Source organism: Mycobacterium sp. shizuoka-1 (assembly GCF_002723835.1).
In the GTDB taxonomy this organism is placed as follows: Bacteria; Actinomycetota; Actinomycetes; order Mycobacteriales; family Mycobacteriaceae; genus Mycobacterium.
Map to the genome: position 1 here is coordinate 1 of NZ_BEWG01000024.1, position 22,588 is coordinate 22,588.

Here is a 22,588-nt window from a genome sequence, read left to right on the forward strand (position 1 = left end):
CCAACGCTGCCACCCGTTCGTGTGGACCAAGACCGCAGACGAGATCCTGCCCCACACCCGTAAACCAACTTCAGACGCGGGACACTAGCAGACCTAGCGAGCACGCTGGAGAGTGCACCTAATCGTCGCCCCCTATTCGTAAGCGAAGGCACCTCCGCGCAGAAGATGGCCGCGATCCGTCGTTCAGACTATTTATCGTTTGCCCGGAGGCAGCTCATCGAGGACAACTTCAACACGGTCATTTTCGGTGCCAGTTTCGGCGATCAAGATGATCACATCATCAGTGCGTTGAACGCTGGCTCCAGACGGAAATTCGCGATCTCCGTCTGGCCAGGTACTGAGAGCCAGAATGTTGCCACGATGGCGCGCTACAAGTCGCGGTTGCCACGCCACGACTTGCGGTTCTTTGATTCGCGAACACATCCTTTGGGCGATCAGGCGCTTTCGGTGATTGAACACATCTGATTGGAAGACACATCGAGCCGAGGATGGCCTCATTCCATCTACCATCATTCTGTGGGGCCAATAGCACTCAGGAGTCTTCTCGGTGACCTGGACCCAAGCGAGTGCAAGCTGCACTGCGCGGTGTTCAACGGCACTGACCACCCGATCGACGTCTTGACACGCTCATGGGATGAGTGGGTGAAGTGGAGCCGATGGCGGCCTGCGCACAATGCGTTCAACCGGCAGTTCATCTTCACGCTTGCCCGTGACCGCAACGACCCGACGCTGTGGCTATTTGGCGGCATATTCGAAGTCAAGGCTCGGGCCGACAAGCCGAACGCGCACTCTTACAAGATCGCATTGCGTGATGACTTGATGGGGCCTTACATACAGCGCCTGTGGGTGAGGTTTCGCCCAACGGGTCGGGCTATCCGGCTCAACATGGACACCTATGTCGACGACATCGAAGTGGTGTCCATCTCGAAGTTGCCCTACACCGGTGAGCCCTTCCCCGGTCACGACCGCATCAACCACAGCATCGGCGTTCTGGAGATTGCGGTGACTCAAGAGTGGAACGACTGGCGCGGAGCCTTGCAGTACATGAAGGGCGTCTACGTCATTCACGACGTCGAAACCGGCAAGGCCTATGTCGGCGCGGCGTATGGGGATACCGGGATCTGGGCCAGACTGCGCCAGTACGTCGATGGGCTGCACGGAAACAACGTCGCGCTCAAGGAGCTGGTAGGGCAGAAGGGCGCTGAGTACGCCCGGTCCAATCTTCGATTCGCGCTGCTGGAGTTCTGGTCTATGCGTACCCCGGATCAAGAGGTCCTGGATCGTGAGTCTTACTGGAAGGACGTCCTGCTCACCCGGCAGTTCGGCCTGAACAAAAACTAGACGATCGAGGCCGAATGGCCCGTCGAGCCAATAAGCACAGCGAGTCGCGCCTTGGCTGCGAGGTCGCGTTGACGGCGTCAACACCCGTCACTGTTTTTGCTGGTCAGTTCACTCGGTTTCACTCGGCTTGAGCTACATCGCTACACGCGTATCTGCTGTTCAGCGTGCATTTCCTGCGGTGGAGAGTCGGAATTTCGATTCCCCTTAGCTCCACAGAGTTTGAGCAGGTCAGGCGCACATCAGCCGGTGACGTTGAACGCCGCGATCACCTTCGTCGGGGTGATCCGCACCACCAGTTCACCGGGTACGCCGTTGCGCCGGCCGAATTCCTCGGCACGCTCGTCGCCCACATAGCGCCGGGCAATCCGGGTGGCGGTGTCCAGCAGGTCGTCGGGGTCTTCAGAGAGCGATGCGGTGCCCTGAACCTGGACGAACGAGTACGGGGGCTGCTGGTCGTCGACGCACATCACCACCCGTGGGTCGCGGCTCAGCGCCCGGCCTTTGGCGGCGTCCTTGCCGGTGTTGAACACCAGCTGGTTGCCGTCGACGAGGAACCACACCGGGGCGACCAACGGTCTACCGTCAGCGGCGGTGTAACCCAGCTTGCCGGTTCGGGTGCCGTCCGAGAGAAAAGCGATCACGTCGTCGGAGAGTTGATCCATCCCTCGAGGCTAGGCCCGCTCACCGTCTTGCCCGTGCCAAATGCCGCCCCATCAGGCGAGTAGTCTTTGCGGCGAGATCACCCGACCCCAGGAGGATGCTACGTCCGCCACCAGGCCCAGCCTTCTGCAGAACATCGCCTACTCGTACGGCTGGCGGCGGCTGCCCGCCTCCATGCGCGAGTGGGTCGCCAACGACCTGGCGGGGCCGGGGTGTGTCCGGCGGTTCATGCTCAAGGCGGCGATCCCGCCGCTGCTCATCCTCGCTCCGTTCTGGCTGCTGCCCGTCGAACAGAACTCGGTGTACGTCCATGCCGAGATGACCGTGCCGATCTACCTGTGGACGCTGGCGATCTCCCTTGCGCTGAACAAGGTCTGGCGACGGCACCGGCTGGCGGTGCACGGGTTGGACCCGAATCTGGTCGACGTCGGCAAGCGCGCGAAGAACGCCCGCCGAGACGAGGACTACATCGCCCGCTTCGGGCCGCGACCCCAGGACGCCGACCACCAGAAGAACAGCAATCCGTTCTTTTGATCACCGCCCGCGTCGATACTGCACGGGTGGTCGAAATCCGGGAGGCGCGAGGCGATGACGCGATGGCGGTCGCCGGCGTGCACGTGCGGTCCTGGCAGGCCGGTTACCAGGGGCTGGTCGCACAGCAGTACCTCGACGGACTGGACGCCGAAGATCGGGCGAAACGGTTCGCCCTGGACGCCATGGACATCGGCGGTCCGTACACCCTGGTGGCGGCCGACGGCGACACGATCTGCGGCCATGTCACCATCGGGCGGTCCCGCGACGACGACCTGCCCGACTACGGCGAGGTCTGGGCGTTGTACGTCGACCCCCCGCTATGGCAGACCGGGATCGGCCGTGCGCTGCTCACCGCGGCATGTGACCGGCTGCGGCTGGCCGGCCGCGATCGCGCCTTTCTCTGGGTGCTGTCGACCAACACCCGGGCCCGGCGCTTCTACGAGCGCAGCGGTTGGACAGCCGACGGGCGACACCGCGTTGAGCTCATCGGCGGCACCCCCCTGGACGAGTCCCGATACGTGACGTCGCTAGGGCGCCAGCCGTAGGAGGCCGGAGCGCACCAGCGGCTGCACCAGGCCGACTTTCTCGTCGTCGGTGAGACCACCGGGCAGCTCGCGCACGTAAAAGTCGGCGGTGCCGGCGATGAAGTCCAGGGCGGCGCGGGCCAGCGAATTGACCGACAGGATCGCCTCGCCGGTGTCATCGACCAGATGGACGGTGTCGTCGTCGGCACCGACCGTCAGAGTCCCGGCGCCGTCGTAGATGACGCGTCGTGACGGGGCGACGCTGGTGTCGTCGTACCAGATCTGCGGCAGCGGCTGATCGAACAATTCCTGGTAGCGGTGCTGAAAGTCACTGAAAGAAGCGACCTTTCTTTGGGGATATTGCTGGACCCCCTGATCGGCGACCGGCGAGTGATGGAGGAACTCGCCGAAGTAGCGCTGGCCGTACTGCGCATATTCCGCGGTGAACAGGATGAACGTGTGCCATGCCTGGTCGACCAGTGCCGAGTGCATGCCGAAGGCGAGCTGCGGTGTCGCCTCACAGAGCACCAGGTATCGCTTGGCTTCGGTGAACAGGTACTCGGCCTGGGCCGCGGTGTCGGTCACCCGGTCTTTGACCAGGCGGTCCACCACATATGGTGCGGGAAAGGCCAACGCCTGCTCGAGCCGGTCGTCGAGTGCCACGCGAGCTACCGCATCCGGAAGCAGAGGGCGCCGTCGTGCGCCTTCTTGAAGCACAGCTGGCCGCGGGTGGTCTCGCGATGGCTGGTGATGGTGAGGCGGCCGGCGGTGGCGGTCTCGCGGGTGGCTGGCGGGTGGCTCATGGTGTGCTCCTTGTCGCGTACCGGACTGCCCGATGCCGTCCGGGGGTGCGATCAGTGTTGCGCGTGTCACAGCACGGCGTCTGTCCGCCGGTGGGACCTTTGCCGGGATGAACCGACTGTCCACCAATCGGTCGACCCTGCTCGGCGCGGCGCCATAGAGTCGAAGGACGCCGCAGTTGCGGCCTGATTCATGGGGGAGTCGTTGATGAGTGGATGGATCGTCAGCCACATTCCTCCGGGACTGCTCCTGCTCATCCTGATCGTCGTCATCGCCGGGGGAGCGATGCTGCTGGTCGCCCTGGTCCGGCGCAGGTTTCCTGCCCTGACCGGCGACGAACACAACGACGTCACCAAGTTCACCTACAGCTTCATCGGCTTCATCTATGCCTTCTTCATCGGTTTCGTCGTCTCGTCGATGTGGGGGCAGATCAATGCCGCCGACGCGAACGCGCGAGCCGAGGGGGCTGCTGCCGTCGAGATGGCCAGGGGCATCGATGTTTTCGACCCGGTTGACGGCGAGCGCATACGACAGGGGCTGCTCGGCTACGAGAAAGCCGCGATCGCCGAGTGGGACAGCGGCGGCGGGGGCCGTTCGCCGCAGGCCGACGCCGCGCTGGCGCAACTGACGGCCGCCTACCGTGCGGTCCGGGCGTCAAGCGACAGCCAGAAGAGCGCGCTGTCCACGTCCGAAGCCAACCTGGACAAAATCAGTCAGGCGCGCACCGTGCGGCTGCTCACCGCGCGCGAAGACACCGGGCCACCCTGGCCGCTGTGGGCGGTGATCTTCCTGACCAGCGGGATGGTCGTGGGCACCGTGGTCATCTACGGCGTCGAGAAGCCCGGCATGCACTACCCGATGGTGGCCGTCGTCGGGCTGATCGTCGCGACCAACCTGTTCCTGATCCTGGAGCTCTCCCACCCGTTCATCGGCGGGATCTCGACGACGTCGGACCCGCTGGCCGAGGTGGTGGCCGTGCTGAGTCCGCCTGCGCGGTAGTGCCCTCGGCCGCGGGATCTGCGCGGCCGAGGGCATCTGCCTCAGCTGGCCTTGCCGGCCGCCTGCCTGGCCGAGCCGGCGGTCTTCTTGGCCGGCGTCTTGCTGCCGGCTGCCGTCGCGCCCCCCGCCTTCGGCGCGGACGACTTCGCCCCCTTGCGTGCGGATGAGCCTTTGCCGCCGGTGGTGCTGCCGGGTGTCTTGACCGCGTCGGATTGCGTTGGCGTCGAATCGCTTTCGGAGTTGCTGCTGGGGAGGGTCAGGGTGACCGTCGTGCTACCTGGCGTTTCGACCTTCGACGCGGCCACCGCTGCGGTGGCCGGCACGGCGATCGGCTTGAGCGCGTTGGCGATGACTTCCCTGGCGTGCAGGAACTGCGCGATCGGGCCGCTGCCCAGGAAGTCCATCACCGGGTCGTACGGGGTGAGCAGGCCCGGGGTGGGGAAGACGCCGAGAATCGTTCCGGCGCCGTTCAATACACCGTCGACGAAGTTCGCCGGTGCGTTGATCAACGCGTTGGCGACCCCCGAGATGTCGCCGGCCTTGGCGGCGTCGAGGACAGCCTGGGCGATCTCGGCTGACGCGTTGACGCCGGACACCAGGGGATAGGCCAGGGTCAGCAGGGGATTGACGACGGCTTCCGGCACCGCTGCGATGACGTTGGCGAGGTTCTGACCGGCATTGGTCACCACCTTGTACAGCTCGGGGATGTAGAAGACGATGCTCAGGATCGGCGGCAGGATGGCGGCGTTGAAGGTATCGACCGCGCCGACGATGTTGCCGTCCGCCAACTGCTGGGCCGCCTGGCGCAGCTGAGCGGGCACCGGCTGCAGGGACAGTTGCAGATTGGCGAGCAGCTCCTGGCCGGTCTTGGCCAGGTACTCGACGTTGGCGAACTGGTTGGTGGCCAGCTGTTCGAGGATGGGTGCGGGGGCATCGAAGAACTGCTGGCTGATCCCACCGAGGTTCGCGGCGCTGGTCTGGATCACCTCCAGCCAGCGCTGGAGCGGATCGGTCGCCGCCGTCAACTGCACCGCCGCCGACGACATCGCGGTGACCGATGCGAGCTGGGCGTGGGTCGTCGTGCTGACGATCGGCGACAGAGCGATCACGCCGGCACCGACCAGGGCGACCCCGGTGGTGAGATGCGGCCGAGCACCTGCATGCATAGAACATCTCCTTCGCTTTTACTGAACCCCGTGGGACCTCCCCGCCGCGGTTACGGTAGCGGAACTTACTCGGGAGTAAGGCAAATTCGCGCAAAGTTCGCTTAGTTGCGTAGGGCGCTTACTGGACTGAAAGCTACTCGTGAGTAGCTGCGTCTTGGCTGGCTAGAGGCTTCTGTAGGCCATCTTCCATAAGTCTGCTGATAACCCCGAGGGGGTGCTCAGCTAACAAGTAGCAGCTCATGCTACTCGAAAGTAAGTTCATCAGGTTTGCTGCTCGCCCGACCCGCATTGTTGAATGCGGAAGGAGATTCAGTGTGCTCGTGGGTCGTCCCGTGCCGGTGACTCCGGCAGGTGGTCGCCGGCCCTGCTGGTGTGGCGCCGGGAACGGCTTGCGCTCACCGTCACCCGAGTGTCGGATCGCCGACCTCCACCGCGGCATACCGTTCGACGTAGGTCTGGCCGTCGCCTCCGAAATACGTGCAAGTGCGCTCGTCGAGTGTCACCACCCACCGGACGACGCCGGCTCGCCATGCCGCCTCGGCGAACTCGGGGAAGGTGCTCCGCCCGGCCTGATCGGCGCGCAGTGCCGCGACGAGGGCTGTGGGGTCAAGAGCCGGGACATCCGCCATGCCCTGCAGCAGCGGCGTTTCCTGGACGATGACCGGCCCGAGATCGGTCTCGTAGCAACTCTGCATCGCGGGCAACCACCACGCCATGGTGTGAACACCGGCGCGTCGCAAGGTTTCGGCGAGATGGGGAAAAGCTTGTGCCGCAGGACGGTTGGTCATTGCGGTGCGCAGGGCGGTGTCGAGATTCGCGATCGCGGGGCTGGCCGGTATCATGACAATATAGCACCGTAACGACAACAGATTGTCAAACTGCTGGAGGTGGGATGGCCGACGAGATGGCTCTGCTGGTCGCCGATGTCTACGAGCTCGCCGGGCTGCTGCGACGCTTGGGGGAGGCGGTGGCGGCGCGGGAAGGTCAGACCCAGGCGCGCTGGCAGGTTCTGAGCGTGATTTCCGAGCATCCGCTGACCGTGCCGCAGGCGGCCCGGCGCCTGGGCGTGACACGCCAAGCCGTACAACGCCTCGCCAACGATCTCGTTGGCGACGGTCTGGTCGAACTCGACGCCAACCCCGACCATCGGACCTCGCCGATGCTTGTGCTGACCGACCGTGGGCGTCGAGTCCTGCTGCGTATCAACACGTTTGCCGCAGTGGAGAACGAGCGCGTCACCGAGGCCGTGGGTGCCCACGTCGTGCGCCGCACCCGCGCGGGGGCTCGGCGCCTGGCTGCCGCGCTGCGGGACTAGCGGCTCAACCGCCGACTTCGGCGGGCAACGGCGGCGGCAAGGGTGTCGTCGACGTCGCGGCGGTGCTGGTCGGTGCCGACGATGCCGTCGTCGTCGAGGTCGACGACGAAGCCGAGGACGAGGACTTCGGGGAGGGGCCGTGGAAGTCCACCCACGATTCGGTACGGATGGCCCTGCCGCCCGAGCTGATCGTCAGTGCGTTCGGGCTCACGGTGTAGGTGATGCCGTCGTTGACCGCGGTGTACGAGCCGTCGCCGGAACTGGATGCCGGCAGGATCAACTTTGCGCCGTCGCGGACCCGCACGCCGCGGTACTGGTATCCCGACGAGGTGCTGCAGATCGCCACTCGCGAGCTGTCGGTGCTCCCGAAGAGTGCGGCGGCGTTCGCGCACCGAGCGGTGGAATCCAGATAGCCCTGCGAATCGAAGGCCGGCGCGGCCCCGGCCTGGGGCAAGGCGGTCAACAACAGCGCAGCGCTGGCCGCTGCCGCGGCAAGGCCGGCGGCGCGGATCGCATGAGAAGGCATCACCGTCCACGACATCACGGTTGGGGTGGGCCGGCGACCGCCGATGCCGAGAAGCGACGAGATCGTTAGTCGTCCGCGATGCGGCCGGGGTGTTTGTAGACAGATTTCCGATTGTGTACTGTGACCGAGCGCACAGTCAGTACCGTGCGAGCACTGCACCACATGTCCTTCGGATGGAGTTTGGGATGCGAGATCACGCAGGCGCGGCGCCGATGCCGCGCCGGGCACTGAAAGCACTGGCGACGCTCGTCTCGGCGGTCGCGCTGTTCCTGATGGCGGCGCTGCCGGCCTGGGCCGCCGACACGATCACCCTCACCTGGGTGCGGCACGGCGAGTCCTACGGCAACGTCGCCGGCGCCGGCATCGACACGAAGGTGCCCGGACCGGAACTCACCGAGCTGGGTGAGCAGCAGGCAGAGGCCGTCGCGCAGCAGCTCAAGGACGGCGGCTACGACAGCATCTACGTCTCGGACATGATCCGCACCCACCAGACCGCAGCACCGCTGGAGGCGCTGCTGCCGTCGCTCACGGTGCGTGAGGAAGGCGGCTTCCGCGAGATCAGTGCCGGCATCTTCGAAGGATCGCCGGTCGACAGCGGATTGGGCCGCATCGGCTACTTCCTGATCCCGGTGGCCTGGACCCTGGGCTTGCGTAGCCTGCCGATCCCGCTCGGCGAGAACGGCAACGAGTTCGCGGCACGGGTCAACGGTGCGATCGACGATGTGATCACCAACGGTGACACCGCGCCGGTGGTCTTCTCGCACGGCGGGACGATCATGATCTGGACGATGATGAACGTCGACAATCCCGACATCCTGCTGATGCTCAAGCACCCGCTGGGCAACACCGCGGTGGTCGTCGTGACCGGCAATCCGGAGGACGGCTGGATGCTGCAGAGCTGGGATGGTGTTGCGGTCAGCCAGAATCCGTCCCTCGGCGGCCAACTGTTCGTCAACGTGCGCAACCTGGTCGTCGCCCCCCAGACCGCGGTCTACAACGTGGTGCAGGCGGTCAAGACCCGCGATCTGGCCAAGGTGGTCGCCGCCATCCGCGACGGCGTGGTCGGCGTGGCCAAGGCCGGTGTCGAATTCGTCAGGGACTCGGTCACCGACATCGCGCAGGCGATTCGCGGTGCGCTGCCCGGTGGCGCCGCCGCCACACCCGCGGCCACCAGGGCCAAGTCGGTCACGGTGGCGGCCACGGAGACCGCCGCCAACGGTGCGACCGACCTGTCCGACGGAAACAAGGTCGCACCCGGCAAGGCCGGCGCCGGGGCCAGCCGTCGTGCGGGTTCGTCCCAGGCGGTGTCGGACAAGTCCGGCCAGGGCGCGGCATCCGGCAAGGCCGACGGGGGAGCCAAGGCCGGTACCGGTTCGAGCGGTCGGGCCGGCAAGGCCAAAGCGGCTGCCTGACAACCGATCCGGCCCCCTCCGCGTGCGGCGGAGGGGGCCGTGTCGGGTCAGCCCAGATACTGCGACTCGAGCACCAGGTCCGGAACCAGATTCTGGTACTCCATATGGCTGCGGTGCTCGATGGTCTGCCAGCCGATGCCCTGCTGATCGCGCAGGTAGCCCCGGTATTTCGGCGAGCCCGGGAAGCCCACGTTGTCGGCGACGACGATGCTGCCCGGTCGCAGCCAGCCGCGTTCGACGATGCTGAGCAGATCGGTCAGGTAGGCGTTCTTGTCATGGTCGATGAACAGGAAATCCACTGCACCCGAGGCGAATCCGTGTGCATCGCGCAGGGTGTCGAGGGTCTTGCCGCCGTCGCCGATCGTTCCCACCACGCACGTCACCCGGTCGCCGACCCCGGCGTGTGCCCAGATCCGCCGGGCGACCGCTGCGTTCGCCGTCGCCAGTTCCACCGAGACGACCCGCGCCTGCGGCGCCGCGCGCGCGATCCGTAGCGCCCCGTAGCCGCAGTACGTGCCCAACTCCAGCGCCAGCCGTGGGTCCGCGCGGCACACCGCGGCATCGAGGAGCCTGCCCTTCTCGTCGCCGATGTTCACCAGGAACGACTTCGCGTACGCGAACTCGTCGAGGGTGGCCAACACATCGTCGACGTCGCCGCGGCGGGCGTTGGCCTCGACGTAATCCGCCGCTGCGGCCTCCCGGCCGTCGCCGACCTGACCGGTTCTGTTGAAATTACGGATGCCGATGCCGGTGCGGACCACCGACCATCGCAGCAGCGGAAATTGCTGGCGAAGCCCCATGGCCCCACGCTACGTTGTGCCAGGGGGTGCCACTCGGAGAGGTTCTGTGCGGGCAAATTCGTCACCGCCCGCCGCCCTACGCCGCGGCGGCCGGGTTCTCATCGCGCTGGTGTACGGCGCGCTCTGCCACACGGCGTTCCTCGCCGGTGTCGGCGCGATGATGCTGGCGATGTGGTTCGGGATGAGTCACTCCTGGGGCACCCTGCCTGCGCCATGGAGCTGGATCGCGAACGCCGCGCTGCTGGCACAGTTCCCAGTTGCCCACTCGCTGCTGCTCACCGGACCGGGCCGGGCGCTGATCGGCCGGCTGGCCCCGCGCGGCACCGGCGCCACGCTGATCCCCACCACCTTCGTCACGCTCGCATCCGTTCAGGTGTTCGCCCTGTTCGCGCTCTGGACACCGTCGGGCACGATCTGGTGGCAGGCGCACGGTGCGGCGCTGGCCGTCCTCGCCGCGCTGTACGCCTGTGCCTGGGTGCTGCTCGGCAAGGCGATGGTGGATGCCGGTCTCTCGGTGCAGATCGGCACCCTGGGTTGGCTGGCCCTGCTGCGCGACCGGCGACCGGTCTTCCCGAAGATGCCGACGACCGGACTTTTTCGGCTGACCCGCCAGCCGATCTACGTCGCGTTCACCCTGACGGTCTGGACCGTGCCGACCTGGACTCCCGACCAACTGGTCGTGGCCGCCACTTTCACGGCATATTGCCTGGTGGCACCGCTGTTCAAGGAGGCCCGATACCGGCGCATCCACGGTCCGGCATTCGACCGGTATGCGCAGACCGTGCCGTATTGGTTACCGTGGCCGAGTAGGCCACGAAGTCCTTCGGGGAGGCATTGTGAACCTGCTGCTGATCCGGTACGTATCAGCAGAAGGCAGGGCTGAAACCAAAGGACAGATCATTGCTGCGAGCGATCGCCCGGCTAGCTAGCGCCGCGCCACACCGGGTGGTCGCCGCCGCCATCCTCGTCATGGTGGCGATCGGCCTGTTCGGGGTGCCCGTCGCCAAACACCTGTCCCCGAGTGGCTTCGCCGACCCGAACTCGCAGTCGTCACGGGCCGCACAGCTGCTCACCGACAAATTCGGCCAGGGCGACGTCCAGTTCCTGGTGGTCGTCACCGCCCCCGACCGTTTCGACAGCCCGGCCGCGCGTGCCGCGGGCCTCGACGTCATCGATCAGCTGAAGCGATCCGGCCATGTCGTCGGCATCTCGTCGCCGTGGACCTCGGCACCCCAGGTGGTGCCTTCACTGGTCAGTCGTGATCAGAAGTCCGGTCTGATCATCGCCGGAATCACCGGGGACGAGGCCAGCCAGCAGACCTACGCCAAGGATCTGTCCGAGGCGATCAGCGGCGACCGGAACGGTGTCGTCGTGCGTACCGGCGGGACCGCGATGGTGAACCTGCAGGTGACCGAGCTGTCCCAGCACGACCTGCTGCTGATGGAGTCGATCGCGATACCGCTCAGTTTCCTGGTGCTGGTGTGGGTGTTCGGCGGCCTGTTCGCCGCCGCGCTGCCCGTCGCGGTCGGGTTGATGGCCATTCTCGGCGCGCTGGCCGTCCTTCGGGTGACCACGTTCTTCACCGATGTCTCGATCTTCGCGCTGAACCTGACCACCGCGATGGGGCTCGCGCTGGCGATCGACTACACCCTGCTGATGATCAGCCGCTATCGCGACGAAGTGGCCGAGGGCGCCCAGCGTGACGAGGCGCTGATGCGCACCATGGTCTCGGCCGGTCGCACCGTGCTGTTCTCCGCCACCACCGTCGCGCTGTCCATGGGCGCCATGGTGCTGTTCCCGATGCACTTCCTGAAATCGTTTGCCTATGCCGGAGTGGCCACCGTCGCGTTCGCCGCGATCGCCGCGATCGTGATCACGCCGGCGGCGATCGCACTGCTCGGTGACCGGCTCGACTCGTTCGACGTGCGCCGGTTGTTCCGTCGCGCGGCCGGCAGGCCCGAGCCCGTGCCGCGGCCGATCGACGAGCAATTCTGGTACCGCTCAACCAAATTCGTGATGAAGCGTGCGGTGCCGATCGGACTGGCCGGGGTGGTGGTGCTGATCACCCTCGGGGCGCCCTTCCTGGGGGTGCGGCCGGGGTTCCCCGACGACCGGGTGCTGCCGCCGTCGGCGTCGGCCCACCAGGTGGGCGACCTGCTGCGCAGCGATTTCACCGACAACTCCGAGACCGCGATCGGTGTTGTGATCCCCGATGCCGACGGCCTGTCCGACGCTCAGATCGCCCGGTACGCCGCCGACCTGTCCAAGGTCCCCGACGTGACGGCGGTGTCCGCGCCGATGGGCGCCTACGTGGGCGGAAAGGTGGTCGGCCCGCCCTCGGCCGCGACCGGCCTGGCATCGGGGAGTGCACTGATCACGGTGGAAAGCAGCGCTCCGCTGTTCTCGGAGCGTTCCTCGGCCCAGCTCGACCGGCTGCATGCGGTGAGCACTCCCGGTAACCGGACGGTCGAATTCGCCGGGACGGCGCAAACCAACGCCGACAGCGTCGAGGCCATCGTCACGCGCCTGCCGATGGTGTTGGGCGTGATCGCGATCATCATGCTGGTGCTGCTGTTCCTGCTGACCGGCAGCGTTGCTCTGCCACTCAAGGCGCTGGTGCTCAACGTGTTGTCGTTGACGGCTGCGTTCGGTGCGCTGGTGTGGATCTTTCAGGACGGCAATCTGGGCGCGTTCGGCACCACCTCCACCGGGACGTTGGTGGCCAACATGCCGGTCTTGTTGTTCTGCATAGCTTTTGGGCTGTCGATGGATTACGAGGTGTTCCTGGTGTCGCGCATCAGGGAGTTCTGGCTGCGCTCACCCCAGCGCGGCGTGACCGACAACGACGAGAGCGTGGCGCTGGGGGTGGCGCACACCGGCCGGGTGATCACTGCCGCCGCGCTGATCATGGCGATTTCGTTCGCCGCCCTGATCGCGGCGAACGTGTCGTTCATGCGGATGTTCGGGCTCGGCCTGGCCCTGGCCGTCCTTGCCGATGCAACGCTGGTGCGGCTGATTCTGGTGCCGGCGTTCATGCACGTGATGGGCCGATGGAACTGGTGGGCACCCAGGCCGCTGGCGTGGATGCACCAAAGGGTAGGCATCCGCGAGGGCGGTCCCGCGCGGCATACTGGTTGACGTAGCAAGCGAAAGGGGGGTCGAGATGAAGGCTGGTGAACCAGTGGATACCGGTTCTCGTGTTCACAACATGCGTCCGATCAGTGTCATCGCCGGTGTGCGTGGCGAATTGCCCCCGCACCGATACAGCCAGGCCGAAGTCACCGAGGCCTTCCTGACGATCGGTGGGTATGGCGACTACGAGGAGATCCTCCGGAAACTGCATCGCAGTGCCAAGGTCGACAACCGGCACTTCGTCCTGCCGTTGGATCAGTACCCGGCCCTCAAAGACTTCGGCGAGGCCAACGACCTGTTCATCGAGAACGCGGTCGAGTTGGGCTCCGCCGCCGTCGCAGGCGCACTGGAGGAAGCGGGCCTGGGTCCCGGGGACGTCGACCTCATCGTGTCGACCACGGTGACGGGGGTGGCGGCGCCCTCCATCGAGGCGCGGATCGCCGGCCGGCTGGGGATGCGGCCCGATGTGCGCCGGGTGCCGATGTTCGGGCTTGGTTGTGTGGCCGGCGCGGCCGGGGTGGCCCGCCTGCACGATTACCTGCGCGGGGACCCCGACGGCGTGGCGGTGCTGGTGTCGGTTGAGCTGTGCTCGATGACCTACACCGCCAACAAGCCGACTCTGCCAGGGCTGGTCGGCAGCGCGCTGTTCGCCGACGGCGCGGCGGCGGTGGTGGCGGTCGGCGAGCGGCGGGCCGAGAAGATCAACGCCGGCGGTCCCGACGTGATCGACTCGCGCAGTCACCTGTATCCGGACTCACTGCGCACCATGGGCTGGGACGTCGGCGCCGACGGTTTGGAGCTGGTCCTCTCTGCCGACCTTCCGGAGGTGATCGAGCGCTACCTCCCAGACGACGTCACCGAATTCCTTGGTGCACACAGCCTTACCGTCGATGACATCGGCACCTGGGTATGCCACCCCGGCGGACCGAAGATCATCGAGGCCATCGTCAACAGCCTGGAACTGCCGGACGAGGCGCTCGAGCTGACCTGGCGGTCGCTGGCCGACATCGGCAATGTCTCCTCCTCCTCGGTGCTGCACGTGCTGCGCGACACCATCGCGAAGGGTCCGGCAGCCGGGCCCAGCCTGATGATGGCCATGGGTCCCGGGTTCTGCTCGGAACTGGTGCTTTTGCGCTGGCACTGATGACTTGGTACGTACTGCTGGTCGCCGCGGTCGCGGTCGAGCGGATCGCCGAACTGATTGTCGCGCGGCGCAACCTGGCGTGGAGCCGCGCCCAGGGCGGCATCGAATTCGGCGCCAACCACTATCCGGTGATGGTGGTGTTGCACACCGGGCTGCTCGTCGGGGCGCTCGTCGAGGTGATCGGCCTGCACCGGCCCTTCCTGCCCGCGCTGGGCTGGCCGATGCTGGCGATAGTCGTTGGCGCCCAAGGCCTGCGCTGGTGGTGCATCACCACCCTCGGTCAACAGTGGAACACCCGGGTGGTGGTCATTCCCGGTGCCCTGCGGGTGGTTGGTGGCCCGTACCGGTTCTTGCGCCATCCCAATTACGTCGCCGTGATCGCCGAGGGCATCGCCCTGCCACTGGTCCATACCGGGTGGATCACCGCGCTGGTGTTCACCGTGTTGAACGCCGCATTGTTGCGAACCCGCATCCGCACCGAAAACGCCGCCCTGGCCAGCCTGTCGTGATCGATCTCCTGGTGGCGGGCGGCGGCCCGGCCGGCCTGGTCACCGCATTACACGCCGCGCGCGCCGGGCTGCGGGTCACGGTCGTCGAGCGGCGCCGCCCACCGGTCGACAAGGCCTGCGGTGAGGGGATGATGCCCTACACCGTCGAGCAGTTGGGAAAGCTCGGAATAGCCCTGCCCGGCAAGCCGTTCCGCGGGATCACTTACTTCGACGCCACGCACCGGGTCGACGCCCCGTTCCGGAGCGGTCCGGGTATGGGTGTGCGTCGCACCGCGTTGCACGGCGCCCTGATGGCCGCGGTCGAGGCGGCGGGTGTGGAGGTGGTCAACGCCCACGTCGGCCCCATCACCCAGGACGCGGAGTCGGTGCGGTGCGGCGGTTTTCGCGCCCGCTACCTCGCGGCCGCCGACGGCCTGCACTCGCCGATCCGTCGGTCGCTCGGCCTGGCCCGGCCGAATCGCGGATCGCGCCGGTGGGGATTGCGGCGCCACGTCGGTATCGCGCCGTGGAGCGACCGGGTCGAGGTGTACTGGGGCGACGGTGCCGAGGCATACGTCACGCCGGTCGCCGATGACTGCGTCGGCATCGCGATCCTGACGGCCCGGCAGGGCTCGTTCGAGAGCCGCCTGGCCGACTTCGGAGAGTTGAGCGCCCGGGTCGCCGGGCGCCCGCACGGACCCGAACGGGCCGCCGGGCCGCTGCGCCAGCGGGTGACCGGACGCAGAGCCGGACGCGTCCTGCTGGTGGGTGACGCGGCCGGATACGTCGACGCGCTGACCGGTGAAGGCCTCGGCATCGCCTTCGGCGGGGCCGAGCTGCTGGTGAATTGTGTTCTGGCCGAACGGCCGGCAGAGTACGACCGGCAGTGGCGCCGGATGTCGCGGCGCTACCGGCTGCTCACGGCGGGTCTGCTGCACGCCGTCGAGCATCGCCCGACGCGGTCGCTGGTGGTGCCCGCGGCGGCCGCGGTGCCGAGGGCATTCACCGGGATTGTGAACCTGCTCGCGTACTGACCGGCGTAGGCTGCGCCGCTATGAGCACTGGCCCCGACGCCGCGGACCTCGCCGAGATCGCCGACTGGAATCGCCTGTTGGAGGGCAAGGTTGCGGTGGTCACCGGTGGTGGTGACGGTATCGGCGGCGCAATCGCAGCGCTGTTCTGCGCACACGGTGCCACCGTGGAAGTCGCCGAGATCGACCCCGACCGCGCCGAGCGGATCAGCCGCGAGGTGTCGGCCGCCGGCGGCACGATCCGTAGCCACGTCGTCGACGTCACTGTCGACGACGACGTCGCCCGGCTGAGTAACGCGGTCTTGGGCGAGCACGGCCGGATCGACGTATTGGTTAACAACGTCGGGGATTACCGGCCGCTGGTGGCCTTCGACGAGTCGACGCCACAGACCTGGCAGCGGATGTACGACATCAATCTGCGACATGTGTTCGCCGTCACCCGGGCGTTCGTGCCCGCCATGATCGAAGTGGGCCGCGGCAGCATCGTCAACGTGCACTCGGTGGAAGGCATGCGCGGGTTCCCGCGTGACCCGGTATACGGCGCCATGAAAGCCGCTGTCGCGCACTTCACCACCTGCCTGGCGGTCGACCTCGGCCGGCATGGCATCCGGGTCAACGGCATCGGGACGGACCTCACCCAGACCCCGCAGGTGGACTATCTGACCGGCTACGAGGACGTCGGGCACCTGTGGCAGTCGTGGGCGCCGGTCGGCCGCGTCGGCTGGCCCGAGGATCAGGCGCGGGTGGCGCTGTTCTTGGCCAGCGAGATGTCGGGATTTGTCACCGGGCACAACATCCCCGTCGACGGCGGAACGAAAGCCGGTGGTGGCTGGCTGTTTTCACCGCGGGCCGGGCGCTTCGTCAATCGGTCCAAGCACCTCTGAGGTTCTAGCGCGCCGAGCGGCCGGTCCCGCTCCGAGCGGTGTGCTGATGCTCGCGCTCTCCGACCGCTGCGCGGACGACCCGCGGCTGGGCCGGCTTGGCGCGGCGCAGTGAATTGGGAGCGGACGTGGCGGGGCTGAGCGCGGGTTGACGCTTGCTGCGCGCCACCGCCCGGCGCGGTGTCGGCGCGTCGGCTGCCGCAGAGGTGGTCGCGGCTGGTTGCGGTGCGCTCGCGGCGGCGGTGCGGATCGCCGGCCCGACACCCAGTCCGGCCGCGATTGTGCGCGCCACCGCGTTGACCACGCTGCTGAGAAGTTGCACAACGATTTTCGGGACGAGCAGCGCCTGATTGATCAGCTGCCGGATGAATACTCCGATGCTCTGCAGCAGCGGGTTGGCCGGCATGTACGGGGTGACGTCGAAGGGTTCGAGCGTGCCGTCGGCCAGGTCGGCGATCAAGGCGGCGACGGTGTCGGCCGCCGGCTTGGGGGTCCAGTTGGTGGTGAAGATGCCGAAGTTGGCCTCGTCGTCGAATGCGCCGGTGGCCGAATCGCGGGTGGTGTAGACGAACATCGGGCCGGCGCCCTCGACCTGCTGCCAGGCCACCACGAAATCGTGGATGTAGGCCGCCTGCTGGGCCGCCGATACCGCGCTCGTGGGCAGGCCGTATTCGGTGGCCCACAGCTTCAGGTCGCCGTCGCCGTTGGCCAGCATCAGTGCTCGGATCGCCGCCACCTGGCCGATGGGCTCGCCGGCGAGCGTGCCCTGCGAGAAGGGGGTCACATAGTGGTAGGGGTGATAGGACAGGGCGTCGAAATAGCCGTGCGCGCCCTCGGCGTACATCCGGGTGACGAAGCTGACCGCACTCGTCGACACCCCGGGGATGTTGCCGACCGCGCCCAGCACACCGCCGATCACCTCGGCGCCCGGGTCGGCGGCCTTGATCGCCGGGTAGGCCGCCTTGAGCATCTCGGTATACGCCGTGGCGCTCAGCGGTGACCAGAAGGTCACCCCGTTCGGTTCGTTCCAGACCTCGTAGGCGGAGATCTGCCCTCGGTATCGGGTCGCCACAGCCGAGGCGAAGGCTGCGTACGTGTCGGGGTCGGGATGGCCGTTGACGGGAAAACCGGCCCACGGCGGGGTACCGGTGATCACGCCGAGCAGCCCCATGTCGCGGTCGGCGGCCGCCTTGACCACCATGTCCACCCTGGACCAGTCGTATGCTTGAGAACTGTTGGGCTGCACGAAGATCCACGGCACCGCGATGCGGATGTCGGTGACACCGAGGGACTGCAGCTTGTCCAGCGTCGTGTTCACATCGGCTTCGGAGAGCGTGTAGAGACTGGAGTCGGCAATGCCCAGTGTGGTCGGTGACTCGTCGATCGCGGCGGTGAGCACGATCGGCAGCTCGACCGGCCCGCGCGACACCGGCACCGGGGCGGACGACGTCGCGACGGGCGTGAGCGTGGCCGCGAGCACCGCCGCCGCGGTGGCGGCGCTCGCGATACGGACTGCCGCCCCGAAGCGACCCGATTGCTCAGGCATACGCACCACCCCCGACGATTGCGCCCTGTCAGCAAACGATAGCCCGGGCGCCGGCGGGCGGGGTCGGTTCGCCGGCACGAGTTGGGCCGCCGAATCGGTCCGAGTGGTTCGGGCCCATCGGTAACCTCGGAGGCGATGGACACTCCGATGACGGCAGACGGTGGCGAAAGCGGCCTGGCGTCGGCGCTGGGCGCGACACCCGAGCTGATCACGGTGCGTGCCGACGGGTTGGCCCGCATGGAGGTGTTCGACGGCTGCCGGCCCGAGCTGCTGCGTCCGCTGGCCGAGCGACTGCGGCCACTGCAGGCACCGGCCGGGCAGGTCCTGATGCGTCAGGGCGAGCAGGCGGTCTCGTTCCTGCTCATCGTGTCGGGCCGGGCCGAGGTTCGACACGTCGGCGAGGACGGCGAGATCGTCCTCGATGAAGTGTCCTCGGGTGTGATCGTGGGCGAGATCGCCCTGTTGCGTGACAAGCCGCGCACCGCCACGGTCACCACCACCGAGCCGTTGACCGGATACATCGGCGACCACACGGCATTCGAGGCGATGGCCGATCTGCCCGGAATCACCGAGCGATTGGTCCGTACCGCACGCCAGCGGCTGGCGGCCTTCGTCACCCCGATCCCGGTGGTACTCAAGGACGGCACCGAGCTGATGCTGCGTCCCGTGCTGCCCGGCGACAGCGCGCGCACGTCGAACGGGCCGGTCGAGTTCTCGACCGAGACGCTGTACCGCCGGTTCATGTCGATGCGCGCGCCCAGTATGGCGCTGATGAACTACCTGTTCCAGGTGGACTACGTCGACCACTTCGTCTGGGTTCTGGTCGACGGTCCGGACGGTCCGGTCGTCGCCGACGTCCGATTCGTGCGCGACGAAGCCGATCCCACGGAGGCCGAGATCGCGTTCATCGTCGGTGATGCCTATCAGGGCCGCGGCATCGGCAATTTCCTGATGGACGCACTGGTCATCGCCGCGCAGGTCGCCGGGGTGAAGCGGTTCTCGGCGCGCGTCCTGTCCGACAACGTGCCGATGCGCACGATCCTGGACCGCTTCGGCGCGCACTGGGAGCGCGAAGAACCCGGCGTCGTCGTCACGGCGTTCGATGTGCCGAAAACCGATGTGCTGCAGATCGATCCGGCGATGGTCGGCGAGATCCGGGACATGGCGCGCCAAGTGCTCCGGGCGATCGGCTGAGATGGCCAAGCCCCCGCTGAACAAGGACACCCGGCTGTGTATCTCGCTGGCGGCCAGGCCCAGCAACATCGGCACCCGGTTTCACAACTACCTGTACGAGCAACTCGGCCTGGATTTCATCTACAAGGCCTGTACCACAACCGATATCGCCGCCGCGATCGGAGGAGTGCGGGCGCTGGGCATTCGCGGTTGCTCGGTATCGATGCCGTTCAAGCAGGATGTGCTGGCGCTGGTCGACCATGTCGAGGACTCGGCGCGGGCGATCATGGCCGTCAACACGATCGTCAACGACGACGGCGTGTTGACCGCCGCCAACACCGATTACACCGCCGTGCAACGACTGATCGCCCAGCACGGACTGGATCCCAACGTCGCGGTGCTGATCCGCGGCAGCGGCGGGATGGCGAGCGCGGTCGCAACGGCGTTCCGAGACAGCGGATTCGGTGACGGAACGATCGTCGCGCGGAACGCCGACGCCGGAGGAGAGTTGGCGCGGCGGCTGGGTTTCCGGTGGCGCCGCGATGTGGGTGACCTCCGTGCGCCGGTGATCGTCAACGTGACGCCGATCGGGATGGCCGGCCCGGACGAACACGAGCCGGCATACGGGGAGGACGTGATCGCGGCCGCGGACACGGTTTTCGACGTCGTCGCGGTGCCGTCGGAGACCCCGCTGATCGTGGCGGCTCGGGCGGCGGGCAAGCAGGTGATCACCGGTGCCGAGGTGATAGCGCTGCAGGCCGCCGAACAGTTCGAGCGCTATACCGGCGTGCGGCCCAGCGCGGCGCAGATCGCCGAGGCCTCGGAGTTCTCCCGGGCCTAGCCGCCCGGATGCGGTCTGCCGGCGCGCAGCCACGCCCGCCGGCAGCCGCGACCGGATCAGGGAGTGATCGTCGTCTTCTCGTCGATGACGCCGGTGGCATCCATCAGCGGGCCCTCCTGCCCGTCGAGCGCGTCGGCGTTCATCTGCAGGACGTACAGGCCGTCTTTACCCGGAATCACCACCGTCTTCTGGGCGATGATCCGCTTCTTGCCGTCCTTGACGTAATTGCCGCCGAGCTGAACGGCATCGAAGCCGCTGAGCGTGCTCGTGTTGGGTTCGCCGAGCGCCTCCCAGCCGGGCAGGTTCTGCAACTCGCCGGGCGCGAACTCGAGGATCTTCTTCGGGTCGACATTGCCGGTCAGCTTCGACACGATCGCGATGATGCTGGGCGGATCGGCCGGATCTTCGGGCTTGTCGTACACGATCGCCCCGTACGCCCAGTCCGGCGTCTGGGCGCCGGCATCCGACCACTCCGGCGGCATTGCCAGATCGATGTTGGGCGAACCCTCGTCGCCGCGCTTGACCGCTTTCTCGTTGATCTGATTTTCCTTCAGGTAGTCCTGAATGGTCTTGCTCTTGCCCGCGGCCGGCGTCGGGCTTGCCGATGTCTCAGAGCTTTTCGACGTCGACGTCGCGGTGGACGTCGAGGTCGACGAGGACGTGGTGCTCTCGGTCTTGCTGTCCGAGCCGCAGCCGACGAGCGCGAAACTCAACGAAACTGCGGTCAAGCCCGCCGCAGCCACCGCCGTCATCTTGTTCATCGAACGGGTTCTCCTTTTGTTGCGGCGCGCCGTCACCGGCGGCCAATCAAATTCGATTGAGCAGTTTAGTGCGATTGACAGGCGGATTCTGGTGAATGTTTCCCAACCTTGCCCGGTAGTGGTGGACGATGTACCGAGGCCGCGGTATTGCACAGGCGCAGCGTGGTCGCGGCGGTGGGTCGGGCGAAGCCACCAGGCGTGCTGCGCGGGGCGTTCGGGGGCGCCATGGCCACCTGCCTGCGGGTGCAATGCCTGACACTGCTGGCCGTCGTGTCCGCCGCCGCATTCGGATCCGCCGGACCGATGTCGATCGGGGTGGCGTTGACCGCCACCACTGCGTTGATCATGGGCGGGACGGGGCATCCGCTGGTGAGTTCGCGACCGGACCCGGCCTCGGCCGATCCGGGCGGCTCGCCGATGTCCTATCCGCTCGGTGAATCGCCGTCGTTCGTCGCGGACTTCGTCCACGGCGCGCTCGACCTGTTCATCGCGCCCACCGGGTCCAGCCGCGCCGAATCCACCGATCCCGGGGGTTACCACCTCGTGGCCGTCCAGACTCCGGCGCAGTTCTGGCCCGTCTACGGCCCGGACCTGTTCGACACCTCGGTGGCGGCCGGCGTCGTCAACCTGAACAACTGCCTGCAGGGACGGGCGTCGTGCAAGGCGCACTACTTCGGGCCGGACGCCGCGCCGACGGCCGACTACGTGGCCTTCGGCTACTCCCAGAGCGCGCGGATCGCGACCGTGGAGAAGCGAAATCTCATCGCGCAGTACCGCACACCGGACGGCACCTGGCTACCGGTGACCGACTCCCACGGGGCGGCACTGCAGGCCTCGTTCGTGCTCATCGGCAATCCGAACCGGCCGAACGGGGGGATCCTCGAGCGCTTTGCCGGACTGCACATACCCGGGCTGGGGGTGACCTTCGACGGCGCCACCCCGACCGGCAGTTGCGATGCGGACGGTACCCATTGCCGCTTCCCGACCACCGACATCAGCTGGCAGTACGACGGCTGGGCCGACTTCCCGCAACGGCCGCTGAACCTGCTGGCCGATCTCAACGCGCTGGCCGGAATCGCCTACCTGCATCCGAACTACACGAATTCGGCGACCGATGCGCTGTATCAGGGGCGCACCGGCGACACGTCGTACTACCTGCTGCCCGCCACACGGTTGCCGCTGCTGATGCCGCTGGCGCAACTCGGCGTGCCCGCACCGATCCTCGACGTGCTCGACGCACCGTTGCGGGTGATCGTGGAATGGGGGTACGACCGCGCCATCAGCCCCGGCGACCCGACGCCGGCGACGTCGGCCGGTCCGGCCGATCCGATCACCAGACTCGGCAACCTGCTCACCGCCATCCCCACCGGACTCGACGACGGCTTGCAGGCCGCCGGTTTCGGGCGTCCGCTCGGGACCACGCCGGCGGGTGCCTTCGGCGTCGGCGGCGACCTGCTTCCCCGCGCCGCGTCCCCGGTCCCGCCGTCGAGCCGCCCGTCGTCGGCCGGCCCGC

At 67.2% G+C, this 22,588-nt stretch carries 25 protein-coding genes; 16 read left to right on the top strand and 9 right to left on the bottom strand.

The window, feature by feature from the left end; all coding sequences use genetic code 11:
- Positions 1 to 105: 105 nt before the first annotated feature.
- The gene (locus MSZK_RS07920; RefSeq protein ID WP_099246606.1) at positions 106 to 465 is read left to right on the top strand and encodes a DUF4917 family protein; all 360 of its coding nucleotides are present in this window, start codon (positions 106 to 108) and stop codon (positions 463 to 465) included.
- Between the two features lie 51 nt (positions 466 to 516).
- On the top strand, positions 517 to 1,341 hold the full coding sequence (locus MSZK_RS07925) for a GIY-YIG nuclease family protein (protein ID WP_142389899.1): 825 nt from the start codon (positions 517 to 519) through the stop codon (positions 1,339 to 1,341).
- 239 nt (positions 1,342 to 1,580) lie between these two features.
- Here MSZK_RS07925 and MSZK_RS07930 read toward each other — a convergent pair whose 3' ends face one another.
- The gene (locus tag MSZK_RS07930; RefSeq protein WP_099246610.1) at positions 1,581 to 2,003 is read right to left on the bottom strand and encodes a PPOX class F420-dependent oxidoreductase; all 423 of its coding nucleotides are present in this window, start codon (positions 2,001 to 2,003) and stop codon (positions 1,581 to 1,583) included.
- Between the two features lie 40 nt (positions 2,004 to 2,043).
- Here MSZK_RS07930 and MSZK_RS07935 point away from each other — a divergent pair, with 40 nt between their 5' ends.
- Positions 2,044 to 2,535: a DUF5313 domain-containing protein gene (locus MSZK_RS07935; RefSeq protein WP_158230560.1), complete on the top strand. Its 492-nt coding sequence runs from the start codon at positions 2,044 to 2,046 to the stop codon at positions 2,533 to 2,535.
- A gap of 26 nt (positions 2,536 to 2,561) precedes the next feature.
- Positions 2,562 to 3,080, top strand: a complete 519-nt coding sequence (locus MSZK_RS07940) for a GNAT family N-acetyltransferase (RefSeq protein ID WP_099246612.1) — start codon at positions 2,562 to 2,564, stop codon at positions 3,078 to 3,080.
- On the opposite strand, the gene MSZK_RS07945 is transcribed toward MSZK_RS07940, so the two are convergent.
- Both MSZK_RS07945 and MSZK_RS33390 read right to left on the bottom strand, forming a co-directional pair.
- Entirely contained in the window at positions 3,063 to 3,722 is a 660-nt protein-coding gene (locus MSZK_RS07945) for a hypothetical protein (RefSeq protein ID WP_099246614.1), read from the bottom strand. The two genes, MSZK_RS07940 and MSZK_RS07945, sit on opposite strands and share 18 nt — an antisense overlap.
- 5 nt (positions 3,723 to 3,727) lie before the next feature.
- Entirely contained in the window at positions 3,728 to 3,862 is a 135-nt protein-coding gene (locus MSZK_RS33390) for a hypothetical protein (protein WP_255414196.1), read from the bottom strand.
- A gap of 205 nt (positions 3,863 to 4,067) precedes the next feature.
- Here MSZK_RS33390 and MSZK_RS07950 point away from each other — a divergent pair, with 205 nt between their 5' ends.
- Positions 4,068 to 4,859, top strand: coding sequence for a DUF4239 domain-containing protein (locus MSZK_RS07950; RefSeq protein ID WP_099246885.1), 792 nt, complete (start codon positions 4,068 to 4,070; stop codon positions 4,857 to 4,859).
- Positions 4,860 to 4,900: 41 nt separating this feature from the next.
- Here MSZK_RS07950 and MSZK_RS07955 read toward each other — a convergent pair whose 3' ends face one another.
- Both MSZK_RS07955 and MSZK_RS07960 read right to left on the bottom strand, forming a co-directional pair.
- Entirely contained in the window at positions 4,901 to 6,025 is a 1,125-nt protein-coding gene (locus MSZK_RS07955) for a hypothetical protein (RefSeq protein ID WP_099246616.1), read from the bottom strand.
- Between the two features lie 401 nt (positions 6,026 to 6,426).
- Positions 6,427 to 6,867, bottom strand: coding sequence for a DUF1398 family protein (locus MSZK_RS07960; RefSeq protein WP_099246618.1), 441 nt, complete (start codon positions 6,865 to 6,867; stop codon positions 6,427 to 6,429).
- A 50-nt stretch (positions 6,868 to 6,917) separates the two neighbouring features.
- Here MSZK_RS07960 and MSZK_RS07965 point away from each other — a divergent pair, with 50 nt between their 5' ends.
- Complete coding sequence (locus tag MSZK_RS07965) at positions 6,918 to 7,340, top strand: MarR family winged helix-turn-helix transcriptional regulator (protein ID WP_099246620.1); 423 nt, start codon at positions 6,918 to 6,920, stop codon at positions 7,338 to 7,340.
- A 4-nt stretch (positions 7,341 to 7,344) separates the two neighbouring features.
- On the opposite strand, the gene MSZK_RS07970 is transcribed toward MSZK_RS07965, so the two are convergent.
- Positions 7,345 to 7,866 carry a hypothetical protein gene (locus MSZK_RS07970; protein ID WP_099246887.1) on the bottom strand — a complete coding sequence of 174 codons (522 nt, stop codon included), beginning with the start codon at positions 7,864 to 7,866 and terminating at the stop codon, positions 7,345 to 7,347.
- Between the two features lie 185 nt (positions 7,867 to 8,051).
- Between MSZK_RS07970 and MSZK_RS07975 the strand changes: the two genes are divergently transcribed.
- Positions 8,052 to 9,278, top strand: coding sequence for a histidine phosphatase family protein (locus MSZK_RS07975; RefSeq protein WP_233211172.1), 1,227 nt, complete (start codon positions 8,052 to 8,054; stop codon positions 9,276 to 9,278).
- A 47-nt stretch (positions 9,279 to 9,325) separates the two neighbouring features.
- Here MSZK_RS07975 and MSZK_RS07980 read toward each other — a convergent pair whose 3' ends face one another.
- Entirely contained in the window at positions 9,326 to 10,078 is a 753-nt protein-coding gene (locus tag MSZK_RS07980; protein WP_099246624.1) for an O-methyltransferase, read from the bottom strand.
- 46 nt (positions 10,079 to 10,124) lie between these two features.
- Here MSZK_RS07980 and MSZK_RS07985 point away from each other — a divergent pair, with 46 nt between their 5' ends.
- The 6 genes from MSZK_RS07985 to MSZK_RS08010 all read left to right on the top strand — a co-directional run bounded on the left by MSZK_RS07985 (position 10,125) and on the right by MSZK_RS08010 (position 16,757).
- Positions 10,125 to 10,961 carry an isoprenylcysteine carboxylmethyltransferase family protein gene (locus MSZK_RS07985; RefSeq protein ID WP_099246626.1) on the top strand — a complete coding sequence of 279 codons (837 nt, stop codon included), beginning with the start codon at positions 10,125 to 10,127 and terminating at the stop codon, positions 10,959 to 10,961.
- Between the two features lie 17 nt (positions 10,962 to 10,978).
- Positions 10,979 to 13,216: an MMPL family transporter gene (locus tag MSZK_RS07990; protein WP_099246628.1), complete on the top strand. Its 2,238-nt coding sequence runs from the start codon at positions 10,979 to 10,981 to the stop codon at positions 13,214 to 13,216.
- A 79-nt stretch (positions 13,217 to 13,295) separates the two neighbouring features.
- A complete protein-coding gene (locus MSZK_RS07995; RefSeq protein ID WP_099246889.1) occupies positions 13,296 to 14,354 on the top strand; it encodes a type III polyketide synthase in 1,059 nt (352 codons plus the stop codon).
- A complete protein-coding gene (locus tag MSZK_RS08000) occupies positions 14,354 to 14,863 on the top strand; it encodes an isoprenylcysteine carboxyl methyltransferase family protein (protein WP_099246630.1) in 510 nt (169 codons plus the stop codon). The genes MSZK_RS07995 and MSZK_RS08000 overlap by 1 nt, the downstream gene beginning before the upstream one ends.
- Positions 14,860 to 15,876 (top strand): NAD(P)/FAD-dependent oxidoreductase, encoded by a 1,017-nt coding sequence (locus tag MSZK_RS08005; RefSeq protein ID WP_099246632.1) that lies wholly within the window; start codon positions 14,860 to 14,862, stop codon positions 15,874 to 15,876. Before MSZK_RS08000 ends, MSZK_RS08005 begins: the two co-directional genes overlap by 4 nt.
- Before the next feature lie 20 nt (positions 15,877 to 15,896).
- Positions 15,897 to 16,757 carry an SDR family NAD(P)-dependent oxidoreductase gene (locus MSZK_RS08010; RefSeq protein WP_099246634.1) on the top strand — a complete coding sequence of 287 codons (861 nt, stop codon included), beginning with the start codon at positions 15,897 to 15,899 and terminating at the stop codon, positions 16,755 to 16,757.
- Positions 16,758 to 16,761: 4 nt separating this feature from the next.
- Here the strand turns inward: MSZK_RS08010 and MSZK_RS08015 are convergent, their stop codons facing one another.
- A complete protein-coding gene (locus tag MSZK_RS08015; protein WP_099246636.1) occupies positions 16,762 to 18,300 on the bottom strand; it encodes a cellulase family glycosylhydrolase in 1,539 nt (512 codons plus the stop codon).
- A 147-nt stretch (positions 18,301 to 18,447) separates the two neighbouring features.
- Here MSZK_RS08015 and MSZK_RS08020 point away from each other — a divergent pair, with 147 nt between their 5' ends.
- Positions 18,448 to 19,494 (top strand): GNAT family N-acetyltransferase, encoded by a 1,047-nt coding sequence (locus tag MSZK_RS08020; RefSeq protein ID WP_099246891.1) that lies wholly within the window; start codon positions 18,448 to 18,450, stop codon positions 19,492 to 19,494.
- Between the two features lies 1 nt (position 19,495).
- A complete protein-coding gene (locus MSZK_RS08025; protein ID WP_099246638.1) occupies positions 19,496 to 20,314 on the top strand; it encodes a shikimate 5-dehydrogenase in 819 nt (272 codons plus the stop codon).
- A 56-nt stretch (positions 20,315 to 20,370) separates the two neighbouring features.
- Here MSZK_RS08025 and MSZK_RS08030 read toward each other — a convergent pair whose 3' ends face one another.
- The gene (locus MSZK_RS08030; RefSeq protein ID WP_099246640.1) at positions 20,371 to 21,075 is read right to left on the bottom strand and encodes an LpqN/LpqT family lipoprotein; all 705 of its coding nucleotides are present in this window, start codon (positions 21,073 to 21,075) and stop codon (positions 20,371 to 20,373) included.
- Positions 21,076 to 21,249: 174 nt separating this feature from the next.
- Between MSZK_RS08030 and MSZK_RS08035 the strand changes: the two genes are divergently transcribed.
- Positions 21,250 to 22,588, top strand: a 1,339-nt coding sequence (locus MSZK_RS08035; RefSeq protein WP_158230561.1) for a PE-PPE domain-containing protein, incomplete at its 3' end; no start/stop codon positions are given.